The following is a 21,092-nucleotide window of genomic DNA, read 5'->3' as shown; positions in this document are numbered from 1 at the left end:
CATTAACTATGGCAATAGTTAATGAGAATAGTACTTCCGCCGGCCCTCTGCGGCTTCGGCTGAGCGAGGTCGAGTCCTCGGTGGGGCGTGAGGTGGGACCGGGTCCGTGGGTGACCGTCGATCAGGAGCGCATCGATACCTTCGCGGACGCGACGGGCGATCACCAGTGGATTCACGTCGACCGCGAGCGGGCGGCCTCGGGGCCGTTCGGGCGCACGATCGCCCACGGGTACTTGACCTTGTCCCTGATCCCTCGCCTCTTGGTCGACGTGCTGGACGTCAGCGAGCGCAGCAGCGGCGTCAATTACGGGATGGACCAAGTGCGGTTCGTCTCGCCGGTGCCCGAGGGTTCGCGCATCCGTCTGTCTGGGCGCATCGCATCGGCCCAGCCGAAGGCGGGGGGCGTGCAGTACCGCCTGGATCTCACGATCGAGCTCGAAGGCTCCAAGAAGCCCGCAGCCGTGGGCCAGTTCCTGGCTCTCGCCTTCCCGTAAGCAGTGTCGGAGCTCTTTCTACCTGCCACGCAAGCGGCGGCGTGACTTCGACGTTAGGAGTCACGCCGCCGAGGCCGCTGCGGGCACATCCGGTCTAGCGGCCCGTGAACACCGGCTCGCGCCGCTCCAAGCTGGCTGCAATGCCCTCGAGACTGTCCGCGGTCGGCCAGAGCTGAGCCTGCTCGGAGGCCTCACGGCTCAGGACCGCCGCCACCTCGTCTGCAAGGTGCTCACGTAGGGTATGCCGCATCGATCTGACGGCCAAAGGCGCAAGCCGGGCCAGCTCGTGGGCGTACGCGATCGCGGCGGCTCGCTCCTCGCCGGCCGGTGCCAAGCGGTCGACGAGTCCGATCGTGTGGGCGCGCTCGCCGTCGACCCGCTCCGCTGCCGCCAACATACGCAGCGCCGCCTGAGGCCCGACGATACGCGGAAGGCTCGCGGACAGGCCAAAGCCGGCATGGAAGCCGAGCCGCGCGAAGTTCGCCCAGAACCGTGTCTGCGCGGAGGCGACGCGGAAGTCCGCCGCACACGCCAGGCCGAGGCCACCACCCACGGCAGCACCCTGAACCGCAGCCACGACGGGGACGGGTGAACGGAACAGGCGCAAGCCCTGCTCGTAAAGCCGCACCGACTCGCTGGCGCGATCCTCGCCGTCTGCTGTCGCGCCGAAGTTCGCCCCAGCGCAGAAGTGGCGCCCCTGCGAGCACAGCACGGCGACCCGCGTCCTGTCGTCGTGTCCGAACGAGTGCAGTGCGTCGGCGATCGCGGCGATGAGGGGACGGTCGAAGTAATTGGCCGGAGGCCGAGCGATCTCCAAGATCGCCACGTGTCCTTCGTGGGTGATCGCGAGGTCGGCGGGCGAGGTGATCATGTGGGTCCCCTTCAGGATGGGTCGAGAACGAGGCGCGACACCGACGGTGCGGCCACAGATCGGATGCCGAGGGAGGCTGCCGCCTCGACGGCCGAGGTGGTTCCCGCACTCCAGACGTGCAGCCGGCGCGTGAATCCCTGGAGTCGGTACTCGCGCGTCATGCCGATCGCACCGTGCGCCTGGTGCGAGGCGCGGACGGCAGCCACGGCGTTCTCACGCGCGACGAGCTCGGCCGCCTGCACCTCGAACGTATCGAGGGTCGAGCCCAGCGCGAGGCGATGCGCGAGGGAGTCGGTCAGGACGGCCATCTGCTCGACCAGCACAATGTGAGCCTGCACCGCTTGGAAGCTGCCGATCGGCTTGCCAAACTGGACGCGCTCGTTGACGTAGCGCTGCGTCAGCTCGGAGACGCTCTGCAACGCCCCGGCAATGAGTGCCACCCGAAGCGCGGCAGCGCGGCTGGCAAGATCCTCAGCGGTGGCGCCGAGCGCGCAGTGCCAGGGAGAGGCGCCATCGAACCGCAGCGTGTCGCACGGCGTCCCGGCCAGGTCGAGTCCGGGTTCGACCGCGGCTTCACTGACGCTCAGCGCGATCGTTCGCCCGTCGGGCAGTGTCGAGACGACGTGGTCGCACATGGAGCCCCAGGGAACCCTGACCAGCGATCCTGAGACGGTCCCGTCCGGGTGTGCCATCAAGGCGTCCGCCGCGTGGGCCAGCGTCAGGGTGCTTTCTGGCGGAAGATCGGCCCCGGCCTCGGTGAGGGCCCAGGCGCCGAGGGCATGCTCGACGATCGGAATGTCGGCGGCGTATCGGCCAGCCAGCTGCGCGACCTCGAGGAGGTCGCCCAGCGATCCGCCGGACCCACCCGCGTGCTCTGCCACACCGATCTGATGCAGGCCAAGGTCGACCAACGCGAGCCACCCGGACTGCTCCAAGGGCCGTGGCTCAGGGATCGGTGCGTCGGTGGGCCAGATGTCGGCGAAGAAGCTCCGGAGGGCTTCACTCAGGTCAGTGCTGGTCACGGTGACGCAGTCCCTTCGCGATGACGGATCGGAGAATCTCGGTGGTCCCGCCGCGTAGGGTCCAGGACGGGCTCACGACGATGGCTTGGGCCAGCAGCGCCTCCCAGGGATCTGGCGAGGTTGGGAGCGGGTTCGCGTCGAGGTGGCGTCGCAGGAGTCCTAGCGCCTCCTGCTCGAACAACGTGCCCATGTCCTTGACGAGGGCGGCCTCCACGACGGGCGAGTGCCCGGCGTCGACGAGGCGCGCGATGGACAGGCTCAACCCGCGCAGCGCCCAGAGCCTGGCCGTGATCCGACCGAGGTCGGCCAATGCGCCCGTTGTCGGGTCGGGTCGCCGAGCGAAATGGTCCACGATCGGCATGAGCGACATCCACCTGTCGACCCCGCCTCGCTCCAGGGCGAGTTCGCCGGTGTTCTGGCCCCACCCGGCTCCGACGTCGCCCAGTCGGGCCGAGTCGGGGAGGACGACATCCGTGAACGACACCTCGCAGAAGTCCTGAGTCCCATCGATGAAGGGAATCGGCGAGACGGTCATGCCCGGGGTATCGCGCGGGACAATGAATTGGGTGAGTCCGCCGTGCCGTTCCTCGGACGTGCGGAACAGGCCCAGGATGTGCGTCGCCGTGGCCGCGTTCGAGGTCCAGATCTTGGTGCCGTTCACGATCCAGCCGTCGCCCCGACGTATCGCCTTGGTCCTGACGGCAGCCAGGTCGGACCCGGCGTCCGGCTCGCTCATGCCGATCGCGAATGACAGCTCACCGCGACAGATGCCGGGCAGCAGCTCTCGTCGCTGCTCCTCGGTGCCGTTCGCCAGGATGCTGAGCCCGGACTGGCGATCGGCGACCCAGTGGTATCCGACGGGCGCCCCTCGGCTCAGTAGCTCCTCGACGACGATCTGGCGTTCAACGGCCGTTCGCCCGCCTCCGCCGTACTGGGTCGGCAGCGCCATCCCGACCCATCCCCGAGCCGCGAGGTCGCGCGAGAACGACTTGTCGACCCCGCCGGCCATGCCGAGGCCGAGGGGGTAGCTCCCAGGGGCTAGTCGGTCGTCGAGGAACGCACTGACTTCGGACTGCAATTCTCGTTCGTCCGACGTCAGTCGGGTGGGGGCCAGTCTCATCGGAGTTGCTCCTCGGGGCGGTAGAGCTCGTGCAACACGGCTGCTGTGTGCTCGCCGATCAAGGGGGCGGGCTGGGGAATCCAGTCCTCGCGGCCGTGGAACACTGCGAGCTCGGGCGTGGTCCGGTAGACGCCGGCCATCGGATGCGTGTGCAGCGGCAGGTCGTCGACCATCTCCTGGATGCTGATGACAGCGGTCGCCGGGATGCCCGCCGAGCGGCAGTAAGCCAACCACTGGTCCGTCGTGCGAGTCGGCGTGATGGCGCGGACGTCGCGGTAGAGCGAAGCTGCGTTCGCGATCGTCGCGCGCAGGTCGGCGTACCGCGGGTCAAGGTCAGCGTCGGGACGGCCGGCCTCGCTGAACAGCGCGGCGTAGTGCTCGGGCCGGTAGGGCAGGATGTGCACCCATCCGTCGCTCGTGGGGTGCGGTCTCCGCTCGCGTGACAGGATGCGACCGTAGCCGGTCACGGGAGACCCGGGGACGGCAACCGGGGGTTCACTGATCGCGCCGGCCCCGTGCTCCACGAGCATGAAGGCGCGCATGGCCTGGTCCATGGCGACCTCGACGTGCCGACCCCGGCCAGTGCGGGCCCGCTCGAGGAGGGCGGCCGTGATGGCCTGTGCCATGACGAGCCCGCAGACCTTGTCGGCGAAGATCGTGGGCAGGAAGCCAGGCTCCCCTGTGACGCGCTCGACGAGGTCGGACACGCCCGTGGCGGCCTGGATGATGTCATCGTACGCGGGCTCATTGGCGAGCGGGCTGTCCAGGCGGAAGCCCTGCGCCTGACAGTAAACGACGTCCGGGCGGATGGTCTGCACGCTCTCGTAGTCGAGACCGAGCCGTTCGAGCACGTGGGGTCGCATCGTCGAGACGACGACATCACTCCGCAGCACGAGCCGACGGATCGACTCGCGGCCCTCGGTCGACTTGAGGTCGATCGTCGCCGACCGCTTGTTGCGTAGGAGGTTGAGCGCGATCCCGGACAGCTCAGGGTGAGGGCCGGCGCCCATGACGCGATTGGTGTCTCCCTCGGGCGCCTCGACCATCAGGACGTCGGCGCCCTGATCGGCGAGGATCTGGGTCGCGAAAGGGCCCATCACCACGCGTGTGAGGTCCAAGACTCGCACGCCGGTGAGCGGTCCGCTCGGGCTGGGTTGTTCGGTCATCTCACTCCTTGTCGAGACCAATGTATGCTAATTGTTCGCATAGTCAACATGGAGGAGACCACCGTATGACATTGGTCGACGAACCCGAGGCAAGCCCTGACGCGACGTACCGATCTCTCCTTGATCGTCGCGTACTGGGGTATCAGCGGTGCGAAGCCTGCTCGCGGGCAGTCTTCCCACCCCGCTGGCGGTGTCCGCACTGCCATGCAGCCGCGCTTTCGTGGCACCACAGTGACGGGCGCGGCGAGGTCTACTCGGCGACGCAGCTCCACCCCCGCGACGAGTCCGCCTACGCCGTGGTGCTGGTAGACCTTGATGAGGGGTTTCGAATGATGTCTCGCCTCGACGACGTGGGCGCGGAGCCCGTCGCGATTGGCGACCGCGTGCGCGTCACGTTCGTCGAGGTGGTGGACCAAGTGCAGCCGTTCCTTGCGCGAGAGTCGGCGACCTCGTCGGGAGGTGGCGCGTGAGCGCCGAGGGCCGCCTCAGCCGCCAAGCCGCCATCGTTGGCCTGGCTGAGTACGGCTGTGGCGTCGCACCGGCCGGGCTGAGCGCTCTGGACATCACCGAGCGCGCCGCTCACCTGGCGCTGGACGACGCGGGGCTGACTCCTCGCGACGTCGACGCCGTGTTCTCGCACTCGGCGTTTTACCCCATGCCGACCGTGACCCTGTGCGAACGCATGGGCATCGATCCGCACATGACTGACAGCACGGCCACCGGGGGCAGCTCCTTCCTCGCTCACGTGCGTCACGCAGCGGCCGCCATCCACGCGGGACTCTGCGAGGTAGCCCTGATCGCCTACGGCAGCAACCAAAGGTCAGCGGCAGGAGGCCTGGTTGCCTCGGGGGGTGCACACGTGATGCCCTACGAGACCCCGTTCGGGCCGAGGCTCCCGGTGTCGGGATACGCCCTTGCGGCGGCCCGCCACATGCACCAATACGGAACCACCCGCGAGGACCTCGCCGAGGTCGCCGTGGCAGCGAGACAGTGGGCGCAGCTGAATCCGGCCGCCTTCGCCCAGGGCGACCTGACCATCAACGACGTGATGCAGGCACGGATGGTCTCGTCGCCGCTCTCGGTCCTGGACTGCTGTCTCGTGACCGACGGGGGCGGGGCGGTGGTCATGACCTCCGCCGAACGGGCCCTCGACCTTCCTCAACCCGCGGTGCACTACCTCGGTGGCGGTGAGGCCCTGACCCACGTCTCCATCTCCCAGATGCCCGACCTGACGGTCACGGCAGCCGCCGCGTCAAGCGACCGCGCTTTCGCGGCCGCCGGCCTGCGGCCCAGCGACGTCGACGTCGTCGAGCTGTACGACGCCTTTACGATCAACGTCCTGCTGTTCCTGGAGGACCTTGGATTCTGCGCCAAGGGCGAGGCCGGTGACTTCGTCCGTGGAGGCGGGATCGCGCCGGGCGGTCGACTTCCAGTCAACACCAACGGCGGCGGCCTGTCCTTCTGTCACCCCGGGATGTACGGCATCTTCACCGTGACGGAAGCGGCGCTCCAGCTGCGCGGTCAGGCGGGCGACCGTCAGGTGGCCGACGCGGCAGTGGCTCTGGCCCATGGCAACGGTGGCGTCCTCTCAAGTCAGGCAACTGTCCTGCTGGGAAGCGCCGCGACGCGGTGAAACGCCGCAGGGCTCGGGACATCCCGCGCCCTGCGGCATTCGGATGGGTCAGGCGACTCGCGAGATGAGAGGGAGCAGTGAGTCGAGGCGCCGTCCAAGGTCGTCGCGGCCCATCGGGGGCACGGTAAGGACGAGTCGCTCGACACCCAGCTCGGCGTACCGGTCAATCAACTCCGGATCGGTCCGAGGATCGAAGGCGTGCAGTCGGATCGAATCAGGATCGCGACCCACGGACTCGAATGCACGCCGCAGGTCCGGAAGCCCGTCGACGATCGTCTTCGTGCCGATCGGAGCCCAGCCATCAGCGTACTCGGCAATGTGCTCGAACAGCTTGGGACCTGCAAGCCCGCCGACCACCACAGGGGGCCCGGGCTGCTGCAGCGGCTTCGGCCACTGGTAGGAGTCTGAGAACGAGACGTACTCGCCGTCGAACGATGCGACGTCCTTCGTCCAGAGTTCGCGCATCGCCAGCATCTTCTCGCGCGTGATGCCGCGACGCTTCCGGTAGGCGGTGCCGTGGTGCTCGATCTCGTCCTGGTTCCACCCGAAGCCGATCCCGAAGATCAGGCGCCCACCGGAGATCCGGTCGACACTGGCGACCTGCTTGGCCAGGTAGATCGGGTCGTGCTGCGGGACCACCGTGATGCCCGTGCCGAGCGTCAGCGTCGGTGCGGCCGTCGCGGCTGCTGCGAGGCCCACGAACATGTCGTACGTGCGGTAGTACTCCGGGGGGAGCTCGCCGCCACGCGGGTAGGGCGTCGACCGAGCCGTCGGGATGTGGCTGTGCTCAGGAAGGAACATGGACTCGAACCCACGCTCCTCGATCATCGTCGCCAAGGGGCCGGGCGCCACCGTGAGGTCGGTGGAGAACATCATGATTCCGAGATGCATGGGCATCCTCTCGGCTCGAGGTGCAGCACGCCGACCTTCGGCGGGCCGTAGGGGTGGAGCTTCTCCAGGTCTGACGTCACGCGTCGGGTGCCTCGAGCATCGCGTCGATCATGCTGGACGCGTCGTACTGGACCAGGCACATGCGCAGCCCGCGGGTCTCGCGCGCGCCGAAGACCGCTTCGCGCATCGTGCCGATCTGGAGGTTCTGCACGAGCCGATGGCCACGCGATCGCATCATCGCGATCGCTGCGTCGATGTCGTCGACCTTGAAATGGATGTTCCGCACCCGCTCGCGCGAGGTGGGCGGGTGGGTCTGGATGAGCTCGAGGTAGCCCTTGCGATCCATCGCCACGCTGATCGAGGCGTCGCTACCTTCCTGTGAGACGTCCGCGGGGAAGAAGCGAACCAGGCCGGGGCTGCCGAAGTCCACGCGAATGAAAGTCGTGTCGAGCAGCGCTGAGAACTCCGCCATGGCGGCGTCGAGGTCGTTGACCTCGAGTCCGACGAGCTCCATGCGTTCGATCTTCATGCGCAGTCTCTTTCCGCGATTGAGGGTGGACGGCGACCACGTACATGACACAGGTCGCACTAAGATGCTAACAATGATAATAGTAAATATCAATCGTTAGTCAGGGAGGCCCTCATGCCGGCAGCGGTCATCATTGGAGCGTTCGAGCACCCGGGCCGGCGGCTCCCTGGGTACTCGCTCGCGCGGGTGCATCAAGAGGTGGTGGCGGGAGCCCTCGCCGACGCGGGACTGTCGCCGCAGGATGTCGACGGTTTCTTCACCGACTCGACGGCTCCGGGCCACGGGGTGCTGGACCTCGCCCAGCACCTGGGCCTTGCCGTGACGTACTCGGCGTCCTCCGAGATGGGCGGCTCCAGCTATGTCGCCTACGTCGGACATGCAGCGGCGGCGATCGCTGCCGGCAAGTGCCGAGTGGCCGTGATCTCGTTGGCCGGACTCCCGGCGCAGGGACAAAAGCTTCCGACCGTGGGTGAGATCGCCCCCTCGATCGCCTTCCACCAGGACGGACGAGCCGGGGGGTACGGCCCCGTCGCCGACTACGCGATGGTTGCTCGCCGACACATGCACGAACACGGCACGACCCCGGAGCAACTTGCCTGGGTCAAAGTTGCCTCCTCACGTCATGCGGCGAAGAATCCGAACGCATTCCTGCGCGACGAGGTCACGGTGGAGGAGGTGCTCGAGTCGCCATTGATCGCCGATCCGCTGCACCGGATGGACTGCTGCGTCGTGACCGACGGGGGTGGGGCGGTCGTGGTTGTGCACCCCGACGTCGCTCGCGACTTGGGCCGCACGGGAGCTGTTCTGCACGGGCACGGCGAGGCGACCAAGTCGTCCCTGGTCGGCGAGGTCGATCTTTCGTACTCGGCGATCCGACGTTCCGGCGAGCTCGCCTACGCCGAGGCCGGCGTCGGGCCGTCGGACATCGGCTACGCGTCGCTCTACGACTCCTTCACCATCACGGTGCTCATGGCCCTGGAAGACCTCGGCTTCTGCAAGCGAGGCGAGGCAGGTCCTCTTGTCGAAGATGGGGGACTTGTGGCCGGGTCCGGTCCACTCACGATCAACACTGACGGAGGGGGCCTATCGAACAACCATCCCGGTAACCGCGGTGGCATGTCGCGCCTGATCGAGGCCGTCCGCCAGGTCCGCGGCGAGGCCCACGTCGAACTCCAAGTCCCCGATCTCGAGTGGGCTCTGGTCTCGGGCACCGGTTTTCGACTCGGGTCGTCACATTACAGCTCAACCATCGTCCTCGGGAGGTTCGCATGAGCGAGCTGCTGTCCTCAGATCTGCCCACCGCATCCTTCGACGTCGACCCCGCGACGGAGCCCTTCTGGAGCGCTGCGCGCGACGGCCGGCTGGTGCTGCCGTGGTGCGCCGCGTGCGAGAAGCCCTTCTGGTACCCCCGTGGATTCTGTCCACGCTGCGCCCGGAACGAGCTTGAGTGGCGGCCCGCCAGCGGAGTGGGGCAGATCTACTCGGCCACCGTGGTGCGTCGCGCAGGCGGCCCCTGGGCAAGCCACGTGCCCTTCGCAGTGGCCGTGGTGGAGCTGGACGAGGGGGTGTCCTTGACGGCGAATGTCGTGTCAATCGCGCCCGACGACCTCGTGCCAGGCCAACGGGTACGTGCCCGATTCGAGCAGGGCCCGGATGGAGATCTTCCGGCCCTGCGTTTTGCGCCGGTCGAGCGGACGGACGGCTCTCGTGACTGACGCGCGGGAAGACCGAAACCTGGGCCGCGGCTCGCCTCCGTAAGCGCGACCCTGGGCTGCTGGCCGCGCAGCTGGCGCACCTACGGAAACGCTTCGTTGTCGGACCGTGAGGGGCTGCGCGAGGCCGGCGTTCAGGTCCAGTCGATCCCGGGCATGGACGCACCCCGCCGTCTGCCCCCCCGGTGGAGAGGCGGGAGATGCGTGCCTCTTGAACTGCCCACCCGGCGCAGGCCCGTCACGCCGCGTCACCCAGCTGTCGTCATTGGGCCAGCTCCACGCGATCTCGGGCCCACTGAGACAACGTCGCGCTTTCACCTCACGTCTTGATCTCGAGGCCAAGGCTCGGCAGGGGCTCGTGCGTTCCAAGCCTGCGGCGTCCGTCCCTGCCGTGTCGTCCTGCGCGACGGGGCACGAGCAAGGGTTCGCCACGGGTCGCCTTCGGCGTGCGTCTAGAGCGCTGGCTCATGCACGTCATCGCGCAAGGTTCAGCGGCTCGGCGCGTGACCGCGAAGGAGGCTTGGCGAAAAAGTATAGGCGATTGATCATAAGTATGCTACTACTTAGACGTGACGTGGATTACACCCGTCGATCGACACCGAAGGAGTCCTATGACCGAGCCGCGAGACGGCCACCGCGCCGCCGTCCAGACGATGTCGCCGGGCGCAGCCCTCGAGGTTCGTGGCGTCACGGCGGGCTACGGCGCCCACACGGTGCTGCGAGATGTCTCGCTCACGGTCAGGGAGCGGGAGGTCGTCAGCCTGCTTGGGCACAATGGGGCCGGGAAGTCGACCCTGCTCCGAGCCGTCGCCGGCGTGATCGGCGTGGAGCGCGGCGACATCGACTTCGGCGGGATGAGTCAGATCGGACACGGTTCGGCCCGCGTGGCACAGGACGGCATCGCTCTCGTGCCGCAGGGACGCGGAGTATTCCCGAACTTGACGATCGGCGAGAACCTGCAGCTCGGAGGCGGGATCGCCCGCCGGGCCACCGGCCGCGAGAAGGTCTCGATGGACTTCGTCCTCGACCTCTTTCCGGCACTCTCTTCAAGGCTTCACGAGGACGCTGGCACGCTCAGCGGCGGGCAGCAGCAGATGGTCGCGATCGCGACCGCACTGATGACGAGCCCTCGCCTTCTCCTGCTCGACGAGCCGTCCACCGGACTGGCTCCGGTCCTCGTGCAGACGATGCTCGACCAGATCCGGTCGGTACACCAGGAGCTCGGCATCGGCGTCCTGATCGTCGAGCAGAACATCCACGAGGCACTGCGAGTCTCAGACCGCGCCTACGTGCTCAGGCTCGGGGAAATGGTGCGGGAACGTCCCGCATCAGCGTTGCTCGACGATCCCGACATCTGGGACCTGTTCTGAGCATCGATCCAGCTCGTCCTGAAGCCCAGGACGACGAATGATAGGAAACGACATGCGAAAGCTCCGCTCCGCCAGCGTCGTGGCGGTGACGCTGGCCCTCCTGGCGGTCAGTGCGTGCACGACGTCCGATTCGAGCGACGACGGTGCGACGACGGACGTCGAGAGCGCGACCGGCACGCCGACCACCTCCGACGAGACGTACAGGATCGGCCTGGCCCTTCCGTTCACGGGTCCGTCGGCGGCGTACGGCGAAGAGTTCAAGATGGCCGTGGAGATCGGCATCGAGGACGTCAACGAGCAGTTCAAGGACGATGGCATCAGCCTCGAGCTGGTCACCGCTGACACCCAGGCCACGGCCGAAGGCGGCGTCAGCGCGATGAACAAGCTGGGCGCCGTCGACAAGGTGCCGGCGGTCATCACCGCTTGGGGTGCCGTCGTCTCTGCCGGTTCTCCCGTGGCTGAGGACCTCGGTCTCGCCCTCCTCAATGCGGGCGCGCAGAGCCCGGCGCTGATCGGCTCCAGCCCGAACCTGGTGAATGCGCTGCCGATGAACGACGCGCAGCTCGCGAACTATGCCGAGTATCTGGTCGACCAGAAGGGCTACAAGAAGTTCGCGACCATCTACGTGGACAACGAGACCGGGCAGGGCACCGCGGACGCCTTCAAGGCGGCCGTCGAGGCACGCGGCGCCACGGTCGTGGCCCAGGAGTCGATCCGTCAGGATGCGACGGACGCGACGACACAAGTGGCCAAGGTCAAAGACTCCGGCGTCGACTTCCTGTACGTCCAGACCTTGCTGGTCGAGGGGGCATCGACGATGAAGGCTGTCGAGCAGGCCAAGCTCGACATCCCGGTCGGCAGCTACGCCGGCGTCGGTGAGAGCAAGCTCATCCGCGCGGCCGGCCAAGAAGCCATGAACGACCTGATCTACATGTCGCAGATCCCCGAGGACGTTGACGGGGTCAAGGCGCTCATGGGACGCATCCAGGACCGCGCCCCGAAGATGGTGCTGCAGAACCCCTCGTACGATGCCTACTTCTACGCCACCGCGTTCCTCTACGCCGAGGCGATCAAGGAGCTTCGCGCACAGGGCGCGCCGGTCACGGGCACGAATGTCCTCGCCATCGTCAACAGCTCGAAGGACCTGACGGCGCCGATCGTCGGTCCGATGGACTTCACCGACAAGCTCACCTACCACGGTCCGACGATCGTCCGTCAGATCACGAACTACGAGGACGACCCGCTCGACGACACCACCGTCGACTCGGTGACCGCGTCCAACTGACCGATTCAGGTGGCGTGTCTCCCGTCTCCCGGGGGACACGCCGCCTCCCACCCGACCCGGAAGGCTCCTTCTCGTGGACCTGCTGATCACCCTCGTCAAGACCGGTCTCGTCATGGGGCTGCTGTATGGACTCTTCGCCTACGGACTGAGTCTCATCCTGTCGGTCAACAAGGTTTTCCACGTCGCGCAGGGTGCGACGTTCGTCTTCTCCAGCTACGTCTTCTACAGCCTGGGGACGTCCGAGGAGCTCCCGCTCGTCTTGGCGGTGCTCGGTGCACTTGCCACGGCTGCCGTGCTGGCCGCCGCCATGCAGTACCTGATCTACAAACCGCTCGCGCGCCGTGACGCCGATCCGATGGTCGTCCTGGTCGCCTCCCTGCTGCTTGTCGCCTTCGGCGCCTATGTCATCGAGTTCTTCTGGGGCTCCGGAGTCGTGACCGCTGCGGTGCCCTCGTGGTTCACCTGGAGCAACGACACACTGGGCTTCCGCATCGATGCATACGACCTGAGCGTCATCGTCATGAGCGTCGTGCTGTTCGTCCTCATGCACTGGTTCCTGACTCGAACCCACGCCGGCCTTGAGTTCCGGGCCGTCGGCGACAACCCGTCGCGCGCTCAGGCACTGGCGATCAACCTCGATCGTGTGCACCTGCGCTCCCTCGTGCTCGGCTCGGTGCTGGTAGTACCGGCTGCGATCCTGCTGGCCCTCAAGGCGCCCGTCCACCCGCACATGGGCTTCGACCTGCTCCTCAAGGCAGTGATCGCCCTGACGATCGGTGGCATGGGTCGCATGAGTGGAGCGCTCATCGGCGGCATCCTCGTCGGGCTGACTGAGACCCTGCCCCTGTACTGGCTGCCGACCGAATGGGGCGAGTTCATCCTCTTCATCGTGGCTTTCGCCTTCGTGATCTTCCGGCCCACTGGATTGGTCGGGGCGGGGAAGAAGCCCCGCCGGCGCCGGTCGTCGGCGCGGGACGACGCGCCAGCCGCCTCCCTCGTCGCCACCCACTGACACCCAGCCGACCAAGGACCTGACATGACCTACTACCTGATCAGCCTGCTCGGCCTGCTGCCGATCTTCGTCATCCTGGGCATCTCGTTCAACCTGCTCCTGGGATACGGTGGCCTGCTCTCGATCTCGCACGGAGGCTTCTTCGGCATCGGCGCATACGCGACGGCGATCCTCGTCAAGGACTACCAGCTCGAATTCATCCCTGCCGTCGCCGTCGGCGCTCTGCTCGCCGGCGTCATGAGCCTGAGCGTGGGATACGCCGCCGGGCGCCTTTCTGACGAGTTCTTGTTCATCGTGACGATTGCGGTTCAGGTCGCTCTCGTGGAGCTGTTCAACAACTTGGAGCTGACCGGTCGATCGGCCGGCATCGCCGGTATCCCCCGACCGACCGTCCTCGGTCACCAGCTGGACTCGAACCTCGAGGTTGCGATCCTCGCATGGATCGTCTGCCTCATCGTGGCCGCCGTATGCTGGCGCGTCGTCCACTCCCCCTACGGTCGGCTCTTGAAGGCGCTCCGCGAGGATGTGCCGGCGGCCCGGTCGCTGGGCAAGAAGGCCTTGTGGACCAAGGTCACGGTCTTCGCGTTCAGTTCAGCCATCGCCGGAATCGCCGGAGGCCTCTACGCCTCGCACACGCTATACATCAGCCCCGCGGAGTTCACGCTCGACCGTTCGGTGGAGATCTTGTCGATCACGATCATCGGCGGACTCGCGGCCTACTGGGGACCGTTTCTTGGTGCGGCAGTCGTGCTCGCACTCCCCGAGGCACTGAAGTTCGCCGACATTCCGGACACCGTGGCCGGCCCGGTCAACGGGATGATCTACACACTGGTCGTGCTGCTGCTCCTCATCTATCGGCCCCGCGGCCTCCTGGGTCGCGATCCCGCCGTCATCGCTCAGCGCGAGGCACGCAAGCGCGAGGCCCGAAGGAGCAACGGAGGCGCCGGCGGTGATCGCGAGGCCGTGCTGGTGCGCCCGCGCACGACCGGCTCGGGCGAGCTCGTCGAGGCTCGATCCCTGCGGGCCGAGGGCATCGGCATCGCCTTCGGTGGCGTGCGGGCCGTCGACGACGTGACGCTGGAGATCCGTCCCGGACAAGTCACGGCACTCGTGGGTCCCAACGGGGCGGGCAAGACCACGGTCTTCAACCTGCTCAGCGGTGCGTTGAGGGCCGATACAGGACGTATGACCTACGGCGATCGTGACATCTCCCGGCTCAGCGCCGAGCGCCGCGCGCAGATCGGCGTGGTCCGCTCGTTCCAGGACGTGCGGTTGTTCGAGGGCATGACGGTCCTGGAGAACGTGCACGTCGCAGTGACGGAGACGCGTCACGACTCGCTCCTGTCGCAGTTCTCGGTGGCGGCCGCCCGTGGTCGCGACGACGTGGCTGCTGCCCGCGCCGAGGAGATCCTGCAAAGCCTGGGCCTGTTCGAGCAGCGCCACGTGCTGGCGCGCGAGCTGTCCTACGCCGAGCAGAAGATGCTCATGATGGGACGCCTGCTGGCCACCGGAGCCAGTTGCTATCTGCTCGACGAGCCCATGTCCGGTCTGGACCAGGCGGCGCGAGCTCAGCTCACCGCCCTGCTCCGGGAGATCGTCGCCGATGGCCGCACCTCGATCTGCATCGTCGAGCACAGCATGCAGGTCGTACGCGAGGTCGCCTCGTGGGTCCTCTTCCTCGACCGGGGACGCCTCCTCACCGAGGGTCAGCCGGAGGACGTCATCAACGACCCCGAGCTGACCTCCATCTACTTCGGACGCCCGGTGTGATTGCCGGGACGCCGTCGCAACCCAAGGAGAGAACGTGAACCAGGAAAAGAATGTCGTCATCACCGGAGCAGGCGCCGGCATCGGCCGGACGATCGCCGAGCACCTGGCCCGTGAGGGCTGGGGGGTGTGCGTCGCTGACATCGACGCCGCAGCCGCCGAAGAGGTGGCGGCGGAGCTCACTACGGAGGGATTGCGGGCCGTCGGGATCGGCGCGGACGTGGCGAGCGAGGACGACGTCGTGCGAACGGCAGACGTGGCGGAAGCCGAGTTGGGTCGGCTTGCGGCCTGGATCAACAACGCCGGCAACACCAGTCCCGCAATGCTGCTGAAAATGGACGTTGCGGACTTCGACTCTGTCATGGCCGTCCACGCCCGAGGCAGCTTCCTCGGGACTCGTGAGGCGGCTCGGCGGATGGTGAAGGCGGAGACTGAGGGCGTCATCGTCAACGTCGCCTCATCGGCCGGTCTCGGTGGCACGATCGGGCAGATCAACTACTCCGCAGCGAAGGGCGCGATCATCGCGATGACGAAGTCGGCTGCCAAGGAGCTCGGAAGGTACGGGATCCGCGTCAACACCGTGGCGCCATCGGCCGCGACGGAGATGACGCGGACCATCATGACGAACGAGAGCTTCGCGAAGACCTATCTGTCGCGGATTGCCCTGGGCCGATTCGCGGAGGCGCAGGAGATGGCCCCGACGTTCGCCTACCTGCTTTCGGACGGCGCTCGATACATGACGGGTCAGGTGCTGTCGGTCGACGGCGGCACGTACTTGGTGTCGTGACCTCCTCGTCGGGCGAATTGCGGCCGGGCCGGTTCGCCGGCCGCGTCGCCCTGGTCACAGGCGCCGCAGGCGGACAGGGAGAGGCGGAGGTGCGGGCGTTCGCCGCCGAGGGCGCGTCGGTGATGGTTGCGGACGTGCTCGCGGACCAGGCGGGCGAGGTCGCAGCGGACCTCCGCCGTCATGGTCACGAAGCTGTCGCAGTCCTGCTCGACGTGGCCGACGAGGGCCAGTGGACCGATGCCGTCGATGAGTGCTCGGCGCGGTTCGGACGACTCGACGTGCTGGTCAACAACGCCGGCATCGGCGACGCGAAGGGGGTCGTCGACCAAGGCGAGAGGGGCTGGGACCGCGTCATGGCGGTCAATGTCTGGGGTCCCCTCGTCGGCATGCGCACCGCGGCACCCCTGATGGCACGAAGCGGGGGAGGGGCGATCATCAACGTCTCCTCGATGGCGGGCATGACCGGCTACGACCATGCGGCCTACACGGCCAGCAAGTGGGCACTGCGCGGACTGACGCGTTCCGCCTCCCGGGAGCTCGCCGATGCCGGAATCCGGGTCAATTCCGTCCATCCGGGCGTGATCATCACACCCATGACCGCGCACTTCGGCCTCGACGTGATCCACCACTACTCCCGGATGAACGCCAACCGCCGTCCCGGCACCCCGGACGAAATCGTAGGCATGGTGTTGCACCTTGCCTCGCGCGAAGCCTCCTTCACGACCGGCGCGGAGGTGGCCGTCGACGGCGGGTTCCTGGCGGCCGGAGCGAATCGTGCACTGGAGCTCGCCGTTTCCCGAGGTGAAGGGGATCCCTGATGGTCTTCGAACGGTTGGCGCTGGAACGATCCGTCATCGTCGTCACAGGCGCCGCGTCGGGGATCGGAGCTGCGTGCGCCGCGCTCCTGGCCGAACGGGGTGCCGCCGTCGTCGCAGCCGACATCACTCACGACCGGATCGATCAGCCGGTCGCTGGTCCCGGTGTGACGCGGGTGATCGCCGATGTCTCGACGAGCAAGGGATGGGACGCTGTCCGGCAAGCCGTGCTCAAGCATGACGGCGTTCCTCGAGGTCTCGTCAACAGCGCCGGTGTGCTGGGCGGAGAACGCATCGCTGGCACGACGAAACCCGTCTGGGATCGTACGATGGACGTCAACCTCAAGGGCGTTTGGCTCGGGATGAAGACCATGGGTCCCCTGCTCGGTGACGCCGGCGGCGGATCCATCGTCAATGTCTCGTCGGCCGCAGGACTCGACCACCATCCCGACGCCGCCTACACCGCGAGCAAGTGGGGCGTCAGAGGCCTGACCAAGACCGCGGCTCAAGAGTTCGGTGCGCGGGGGGTCCGTGTCAACAGCATCCACCCGGGGTTCATCGACACCTCCATGGGGCGAGCAGCGCCGGAGGCTGCGCAGCGGGCCATGATCTCGCTCCTGCCGGTCTCCCGCCCGGGCCATCCGTGGGAGGTGGCAGAACTCGTCGGCTTCCTCGTCTCCGATGCGGCGGCGTACGTGACGGGCGCCGAGATCGCGATCGACGGGGGCTGGACGGCCGGGGTCCAGGCCACCGCGGCCAGACACCCAGGCTGAGCGCCGGGAATTCCCGGGGAGGCCCCCGCTGGGGCCTCCCCGAGAATTCAACGGGCGTCGGGGAGTGCGCCGGCCTCCCGTGCCATCTCTTGGAGGATCTGCAGCTCCCCCATGCCGTCGCCGAACACCTGAAGAGTGTCCAGGTCGCGGATGGCGTCGATGTTCTGCAGCACGTCGTCGGCCGTCGCCACATCACTGGTCCTGAACCATCCGCGGTTCAGCCCGATGGCGTACCGCGCGAAGCGCCCGCCGCCAGCGGAGTAGATCTCGTGCGTCTGCGTACATTGGGGCGACGCGAGATAGACCGCCATGGCGGCTACCTGGGCCGGGTCGAGAAGGTCGGCCAGTTCCCCGAGAAGTCCCTCGGTCATCCGCGTCCGCGCGCCGGGGGAGATGGCGTTCGCCAGGATGCCATGACGTGCGCCCTCGATGGCGGCCACGTGGACCAGGCCAACGAGACCGGTCTTTGCGGCGCCGTAGTTCGCCTGCCCGAAGTTGCCGAGCAAACCCGAAGAGGAGGACGTCATCACGATGCGGCCGTAGCCCGCTTCCTTCATGCGGGCGAAGGCGGGCACAGCGACGTTGAAGCCGCCCTTCAGGTGGACGTCGAACACCGCGTCGATGTCCTCCTCGGTCAGGTTGTGCAGGGTCTTGTCGCGGAGAATCCCAGCGTTGTGAATCAGCGCATCCACCCGGCCGAAGGCGTCCATCGTCGCGTCAACGATCGCGCGACCGCCGACCGAGGTGGCCACGGTGTCGTAGCACGCGGCGGCGTCGCCCCCCGCGGCGCGGATCTCGTCGACCACCTGATCGGCCATGCTGCTAGCCGCCCCTCCGCCGTGCACGTCCCCGCCCAGGTCGTTGACCATGACGCGGGCTCCGTGGCGAGCCAGCGCCAAGGCGTACTCACGACCCAAGCCGCCGCCACCGCCCGTGACGATGACCGAGCGCCCCTCGAATTCCACCAAGCTCATGTGTCTTCCTTTCCTCTGGTTGTGAATGGGGTGTCTCAGACGAGCCGCGAGTCGCGGTCGGACCAGTACTGATCGCGCAGGGGAGCCTTGAGCAGCTTTCCGGTGGGGGAACGCGGGAAGTCCTCGAGGAACTCGATCGAGCGTGGCACCTTGAAGCGGGCCAGGTTCTCCGAGCAGTACGCCAGGAGCTCGGTGGCCATGTCCGCCGAATCTGCCGCAGGATCGACGAGCTGCACGATGGCCTTGACCTCCTCACCGAGGTCCTCGTTGGGCACGCCGAAGACCGCGGCGTCCTGCACAGCGGGGTGCAGCGCCAGGACATTCTCGATCTCCTGGGGGTAGATGTTCACGCCGCCCGCGATGATCATGAACGATTCGCGGTCGGCCAGGTAGAGGTAACCATCCTCATCGAGTCGGCCAAGGTCGCCGAGCGCGGTCCACTCGAAGTGGTCCGGGTGGTGTGCTGCAGCGGTCTTGCCCGGCTCGCCGTAGTACTCGAACCCGGCCTGTGCCTCGCTGGTCTCGAAGTAGATCCGACCGACCTCCCCCGCGGGCAGCTCGCGGCCGTCGGCGTCGCAGATGCGGATCGTAGAGCCGAATGCCGCCTTCCCGACGGAGCCCGGGTGGGCGAGCCACTCGTGGGAATCGATGAGAGTGGCACCGTTGTCCTCGGTGCCTGCGTAGTACTCGTAGATGCACGGGCCGAGCCAGTCGATCATGGCCTGCTTGACCGGGATCGGGCAGGGCGCGGCGCCGTGAATGACATGCGTGAGGCTGGACAGGTCGTAGGACTCCCGGACCTCGGCTGGCAGCTTGAGCATGCGGCTGAACATCGTGGTGACGAACTGGGCGTGCGTCACCCGGTACTTCTCGATCAGCGCCAAGGACTGCTCGGCGTCGAACTTCTCCATCATGACGACGGTGGCGCCGAGGGCCATGAAGTCGGTGCTGAAGAGCAGCGGTGCCGAGTGATACATGGGCGCCGGCGACAGGTACACGGTGTCGGGCCCCACGTCGTAGGACTCCTGGTAGACCGGCACCAAGGTCGCCTTGCCTTCCTGCACAGTGCGTCCGGTCAGGGGGCGCCAGATGCCCTTCGGCTGGCCGGTGCTACCCGAGCTGTACAACATCGTGCGGCCGAGCGGCTCCTCGGCGAGGGCATCCGCGGGGTGGTCGGCGATGGCGTCCTCGTAGGCGTCATAGCCTTGGATGGTCCCGTCGACCATGAGACGGCGCTGCAGCTTGGGCGTCGTGTCGAGGATCGCGGAAGCGACGTCGGACATGTAGATCGACGTCACCAGGACGCGTGCGTCGCAGTTGTCGATGATGTATCCCGCTTCGCCGGCCGTGAGGTAGCGGTTGACGGTCGTGACATAGAGACCGGACCGGAAGGCCGCCCAGAACGCCTCGAGGTACCTGATGTTGTTCTCCATCAGAATCGCGACGTGATCGCCCGGACGTAGGCCTTCGGACCAGAACAGCTGGGCGAGGCGCTTCGAGCGTTCGTCGAGCTCTGCGAACGTCAGCTCCTCCCCCGTCCCGCCCATGATGATCGCCGGGCGGTCCGGCCACTTCTGCGCGTGGGACGTCGGATCGTACATAGGGGCCTCGAACTTTCTGGATCGGTCCGCAACCGAAGCAGTTGCGTATTTCTGAACACTATTATAATGTAAGCGCCATCACACCGACTTGTCGAGGAGAATTCGATGCCTGAGGCCGTTATCGTCGCTACCGCTCGCAGCCCGATCGGGCGCGCCTTCAAGGGATCGCTCACGTCGGTCCGCGCCGACGATCTTGCCGGAGCGATGATCGACGCCGCTCTGAACCAGGTCCCGAGCCTGGACCGTGCGGAGATCGTCGACGTGATGATGGGCGCGGGCAGCCACTCCGGCGAGCAGGGCATGAACCTGGGTCGCAACGCCGCTGCTCTCGGCGGCCTGCCGGACACCGTGCCGGGCACGACCATCAACCGAGGCTGCGGCTCGTCCTTGCAGACAATCCGCATGGCACACCAGGCAATCGCCACCGGCGAAGGACATGCCTTCGTCGCTGCCGGCGCCGAAGTGGTCAGCCGAAACAAGGACGGCTTCTACGACGAGTCAGCGATGAATCCGCGGTTCGTCGATCGCGACCGGGACGACTACATCAACGACATGTACATCCCGATGGGAGAGACGGCGGAGAACGTCGCCAAGCTCAAGGGCCTCACCCGTCGCGAACTCGACGAATACGCGCTCCTCTCGCAGCAGCGTGCCGCCGCCGCGATCGAGTCGGGCTTCTTCGCTCGCGAGATCACTCCGGTCACGCTCGCCGACGGAACCGTCGTCGACCGCGACGACAGCCCGCGCGAGACCACCCTGGAGGGACTGGGAGCGCTTCGTCCCAGCTTCCGGGAGGACGGCATCGTGACGGCGGGCAACTCCTGCCCGCTCAATGACGGAGCCGCTGCGGTCGTCGTGATGTCGGACGTGCGGGCGAAGGAGCTGGGCATCACGCCGCTCGCGCGCATCATCGGCTCTGCGGTCACCGGCCTCGCGCCAGAGATCATGGGCCTCGGCCCGGTGAAGGCCATCACCGAGCTGCTTGAGCGGCACCGCATGTCGATCAGCGACGTCGACGTCGTCGAGCTCAACGAGGCCTTCGCGGCGCAGGTCGTCCCGATCGCGCGCGACCTCGGGATCTCGATCGAGGACCAGCTCAATCCCCATGGTGGAGCCATCGCGCTCGGCCACCCGTTCGGCATGACCGGCGCACGCATCATGACGACGCTGATCAACGACCTCCAGACGCTCGACAAGCAAATCGGCATCGAAACCATGTGCGTCGGTGGCGGTATGGGCATCGCCATGATGATCGAGCGACTGTCCTGAC

Annotated in this window: 21 protein-coding genes; 13 read left to right on the top strand and 8 right to left on the bottom strand. The window is 67.1% G+C overall.

The annotated features are described in order from the left end of the window. Positions 1–8: 8 nt before the first annotated feature. The gene (locus O3S82_RS16265; protein WP_269307076.1) at positions 9–494 is read left to right on the top strand and encodes a MaoC family dehydratase; all 486 of its coding nucleotides are present in this window, start codon (positions 9–11) and stop codon (positions 492–494) included. Positions 495–588: 94 nt separating this feature from the next. Here the strand turns inward: O3S82_RS16265 and O3S82_RS16260 are convergent, their stop codons facing one another. The 4 genes from O3S82_RS16260 to O3S82_RS16245 are packed head-to-tail and all read right to left on the bottom strand — an operon-like array spanning position 589 to position 4,673. Then, complete coding sequence (locus tag O3S82_RS16260) at positions 589–1,365, bottom strand: enoyl-CoA hydratase/isomerase family protein (RefSeq protein WP_269304235.1); 777 nt, start codon at positions 1,363–1,365, stop codon at positions 589–591. A gap of 11 nt (positions 1,366–1,376) precedes the next feature. Next, positions 1,377–2,387 (bottom strand): acyl-CoA dehydrogenase family protein, encoded by a 1,011-nt coding sequence (locus O3S82_RS16255; protein WP_269304233.1) that lies wholly within the window; start codon positions 2,385–2,387, stop codon positions 1,377–1,379. Next, positions 2,374–3,507: an acyl-CoA dehydrogenase family protein gene (locus O3S82_RS16250; RefSeq protein ID WP_269304231.1), complete on the bottom strand. Its 1,134-nt coding sequence runs from the start codon at positions 3,505–3,507 to the stop codon at positions 2,374–2,376. Before O3S82_RS16250 ends, O3S82_RS16255 begins: the two co-directional genes overlap by 14 nt. Continuing rightward, complete coding sequence (locus O3S82_RS16245; protein WP_269304229.1) at positions 3,504–4,673, bottom strand: CaiB/BaiF CoA transferase family protein; 1,170 nt, start codon at positions 4,671–4,673, stop codon at positions 3,504–3,506. Before O3S82_RS16245 ends, O3S82_RS16250 begins: the two co-directional genes overlap by 4 nt. 20 nt (positions 4,674–4,693) lie before the next feature. Here O3S82_RS16245 and O3S82_RS17380 point away from each other — a divergent pair, with 20 nt between their 5' ends. Both O3S82_RS17380 and O3S82_RS16240 read left to right on the top strand, forming a co-directional pair. Continuing rightward, positions 4,694–5,143: a Zn-ribbon domain-containing OB-fold protein gene (locus O3S82_RS17380; RefSeq protein WP_442864734.1), complete on the top strand. Its 450-nt coding sequence runs from the start codon at positions 4,694–4,696 to the stop codon at positions 5,141–5,143. Continuing rightward, the gene (locus O3S82_RS16240; RefSeq protein WP_269304227.1) at positions 5,140–6,306 is read left to right on the top strand and encodes an acetyl-CoA acetyltransferase; all 1,167 of its coding nucleotides are present in this window, start codon (positions 5,140–5,142) and stop codon (positions 6,304–6,306) included. The genes O3S82_RS17380 and O3S82_RS16240 overlap by 4 nt, the downstream gene beginning before the upstream one ends. A gap of 48 nt (positions 6,307–6,354) precedes the next feature. Here O3S82_RS16240 and O3S82_RS16235 read toward each other — a convergent pair whose 3' ends face one another. Next, on the bottom strand, positions 6,355–7,197 hold the full coding sequence (locus O3S82_RS16235; protein WP_269304225.1) for a TIGR03619 family F420-dependent LLM class oxidoreductase: 843 nt from the start codon (positions 7,195–7,197) through the stop codon (positions 6,355–6,357). A 76-nt stretch (positions 7,198–7,273) separates the two neighbouring features. Then, positions 7,274–7,726 carry a VOC family protein gene (locus tag O3S82_RS16230; protein ID WP_269304223.1) on the bottom strand — a complete coding sequence of 151 codons (453 nt, stop codon included), beginning with the start codon at positions 7,724–7,726 and terminating at the stop codon, positions 7,274–7,276. Between the two features lie 114 nt (positions 7,727–7,840). Here O3S82_RS16230 and O3S82_RS16225 point away from each other — a divergent pair, with 114 nt between their 5' ends. The 9 genes from O3S82_RS16225 (at position 7,841) to O3S82_RS16185 (ending at position 17,247) form a co-directional block, all read left to right on the top strand. Beyond that, a complete protein-coding gene (locus tag O3S82_RS16225; RefSeq protein WP_269304221.1) occupies positions 7,841–8,998 on the top strand; it encodes a thiolase domain-containing protein in 1,158 nt (385 codons plus the stop codon). After that, positions 8,995–9,441 carry a Zn-ribbon domain-containing OB-fold protein gene (locus tag O3S82_RS16220; protein ID WP_269304219.1) on the top strand — a complete coding sequence of 149 codons (447 nt, stop codon included), beginning with the start codon at positions 8,995–8,997 and terminating at the stop codon, positions 9,439–9,441. The genes O3S82_RS16225 and O3S82_RS16220 overlap by 4 nt, the downstream gene beginning before the upstream one ends. A 608-nt stretch (positions 9,442–10,049) precedes the next feature. After that, on the top strand, positions 10,050–10,808 hold the full coding sequence (locus tag O3S82_RS16215) for an ABC transporter ATP-binding protein (protein WP_269304217.1): 759 nt from the start codon (positions 10,050–10,052) through the stop codon (positions 10,806–10,808). Between the two features lie 52 nt (positions 10,809–10,860). Next, positions 10,861–12,093 (top strand): ABC transporter substrate-binding protein, encoded by a 1,233-nt coding sequence (locus O3S82_RS16210; protein WP_269304215.1) that lies wholly within the window; start codon positions 10,861–10,863, stop codon positions 12,091–12,093. 73 nt (positions 12,094–12,166) lie between these two features. Further along, positions 12,167–13,105: a branched-chain amino acid ABC transporter permease gene (locus tag O3S82_RS16205; protein WP_269304213.1), complete on the top strand. Its 939-nt coding sequence runs from the start codon at positions 12,167–12,169 to the stop codon at positions 13,103–13,105. Between the two features lie 24 nt (positions 13,106–13,129). Then, on the top strand, positions 13,130–14,875 hold the full coding sequence (locus O3S82_RS16200; RefSeq protein WP_269304211.1) for a branched-chain amino acid ABC transporter ATP-binding protein/permease: 1,746 nt from the start codon (positions 13,130–13,132) through the stop codon (positions 14,873–14,875). Positions 14,876–14,909: 34 nt separating this feature from the next. Beyond that, positions 14,910–15,659, top strand: a complete 750-nt coding sequence (locus tag O3S82_RS16195) for an SDR family NAD(P)-dependent oxidoreductase (RefSeq protein ID WP_269304209.1) — start codon at positions 14,910–14,912, stop codon at positions 15,657–15,659. Then, positions 15,656–16,477 (top strand): SDR family NAD(P)-dependent oxidoreductase, encoded by an 822-nt coding sequence (locus O3S82_RS16190; RefSeq protein ID WP_269304207.1) that lies wholly within the window; start codon positions 15,656–15,658, stop codon positions 16,475–16,477. Before O3S82_RS16195 ends, O3S82_RS16190 begins: the two co-directional genes overlap by 4 nt. Continuing rightward, positions 16,477–17,247 (top strand): SDR family NAD(P)-dependent oxidoreductase, encoded by a 771-nt coding sequence (locus O3S82_RS16185; protein WP_269304205.1) that lies wholly within the window; start codon positions 16,477–16,479, stop codon positions 17,245–17,247. The genes O3S82_RS16190 and O3S82_RS16185 overlap by 1 nt, the downstream gene beginning before the upstream one ends. A gap of 47 nt (positions 17,248–17,294) precedes the next feature. On the opposite strand, the gene O3S82_RS16180 is transcribed toward O3S82_RS16185, so the two are convergent. Next, positions 17,295–18,221 carry an SDR family NAD(P)-dependent oxidoreductase gene (locus tag O3S82_RS16180; protein ID WP_269304203.1) on the bottom strand — a complete coding sequence of 309 codons (927 nt, stop codon included), beginning with the start codon at positions 18,219–18,221 and terminating at the stop codon, positions 17,295–17,297. A 35-nt stretch (positions 18,222–18,256) separates the two neighbouring features. Next, entirely contained in the window at positions 18,257–19,822 is a 1,566-nt protein-coding gene (locus O3S82_RS16175) for an AMP-binding protein (protein WP_269304201.1), read from the bottom strand. Between the two features lie 105 nt (positions 19,823–19,927). On the opposite strand from O3S82_RS16175, the gene O3S82_RS16170 reads away from it, so the two are divergent. After that, entirely contained in the window at positions 19,928–21,091 is a 1,164-nt protein-coding gene (locus O3S82_RS16170) for an acetyl-CoA C-acyltransferase (protein ID WP_269304199.1), read from the top strand. The last annotated feature ends 1 nt before the right edge of the window (position 21,092 follow it).

The organism is Aeromicrobium sp. HA, assembly GCF_027171405.1.
Lineage (GTDB): Bacteria > Actinomycetota > Actinomycetes > Propionibacteriales > Nocardioidaceae > Aeromicrobium > Aeromicrobium tamlense.
This window is presented reverse-complemented; position numbering and strand designations above follow the sequence as displayed.

Coding starts and splice junctions, on each gene's coding strand:
- O3S82_RS16220 (WP_269304219.1), top strand. CDS start 8,995: ATGAGCGAGCTGCTGTCCTCAGATCTGCCCACCGCATCCTTCGACGTC.
- O3S82_RS17380 (WP_442864734.1), top strand. CDS start 4,694: ATGTATGCTAATTGTTCGCATAGTCAACATGGAGGAGACCACCGTATG.
- O3S82_RS16235 (WP_269304225.1), bottom strand. CDS start 7,197: ATGCATCTCGGAATCATGATGTTCTCCACCGACCTCACGGTGGCGCCC.
- O3S82_RS16175 (WP_269304201.1), bottom strand. CDS start 19,822: ATGTACGATCCGACGTCCCACGCGCAGAAGTGGCCGGACCGCCCGGCG.
- O3S82_RS16170 (WP_269304199.1), top strand. CDS start 19,928: ATGCCTGAGGCCGTTATCGTCGCTACCGCTCGCAGCCCGATCGGGCGC.
- O3S82_RS16265 (WP_269307076.1), top strand. CDS start 9: ATGGCAATAGTTAATGAGAATAGTACTTCCGCCGGCCCTCTGCGGCTT.
- O3S82_RS16215 (WP_269304217.1), top strand. CDS start 10,050: ATGACCGAGCCGCGAGACGGCCACCGCGCCGCCGTCCAGACGATGTCG.
- O3S82_RS16225 (WP_269304221.1), top strand. CDS start 7,841: ATGCCGGCAGCGGTCATCATTGGAGCGTTCGAGCACCCGGGCCGGCGG.
- O3S82_RS16210 (WP_269304215.1), top strand. CDS start 10,861: ATGCGAAAGCTCCGCTCCGCCAGCGTCGTGGCGGTGACGCTGGCCCTC.
- O3S82_RS16245 (WP_269304229.1), bottom strand. CDS start 4,673: ATGACCGAACAACCCAGCCCGAGCGGACCGCTCACCGGCGTGCGAGTC.
- O3S82_RS16180 (WP_269304203.1), bottom strand. CDS start 18,221: ATGAGCTTGGTGGAATTCGAGGGGCGCTCGGTCATCGTCACGGGCGGT.
- O3S82_RS16260 (WP_269304235.1), bottom strand. CDS start 1,365: ATGATCACCTCGCCCGCCGACCTCGCGATCACCCACGAAGGACACGTG.
- O3S82_RS16200 (WP_269304211.1), top strand. CDS start 13,130: ATGACCTACTACCTGATCAGCCTGCTCGGCCTGCTGCCGATCTTCGTC.
- O3S82_RS16250 (WP_269304231.1), bottom strand. CDS start 3,507: ATGAGACTGGCCCCCACCCGACTGACGTCGGACGAACGAGAATTGCAG.
- O3S82_RS16230 (WP_269304223.1), bottom strand. CDS start 7,726: ATGAAGATCGAACGCATGGAGCTCGTCGGACTCGAGGTCAACGACCTC.
- O3S82_RS16185 (WP_269304205.1), top strand. CDS start 16,477: ATGGTCTTCGAACGGTTGGCGCTGGAACGATCCGTCATCGTCGTCACA.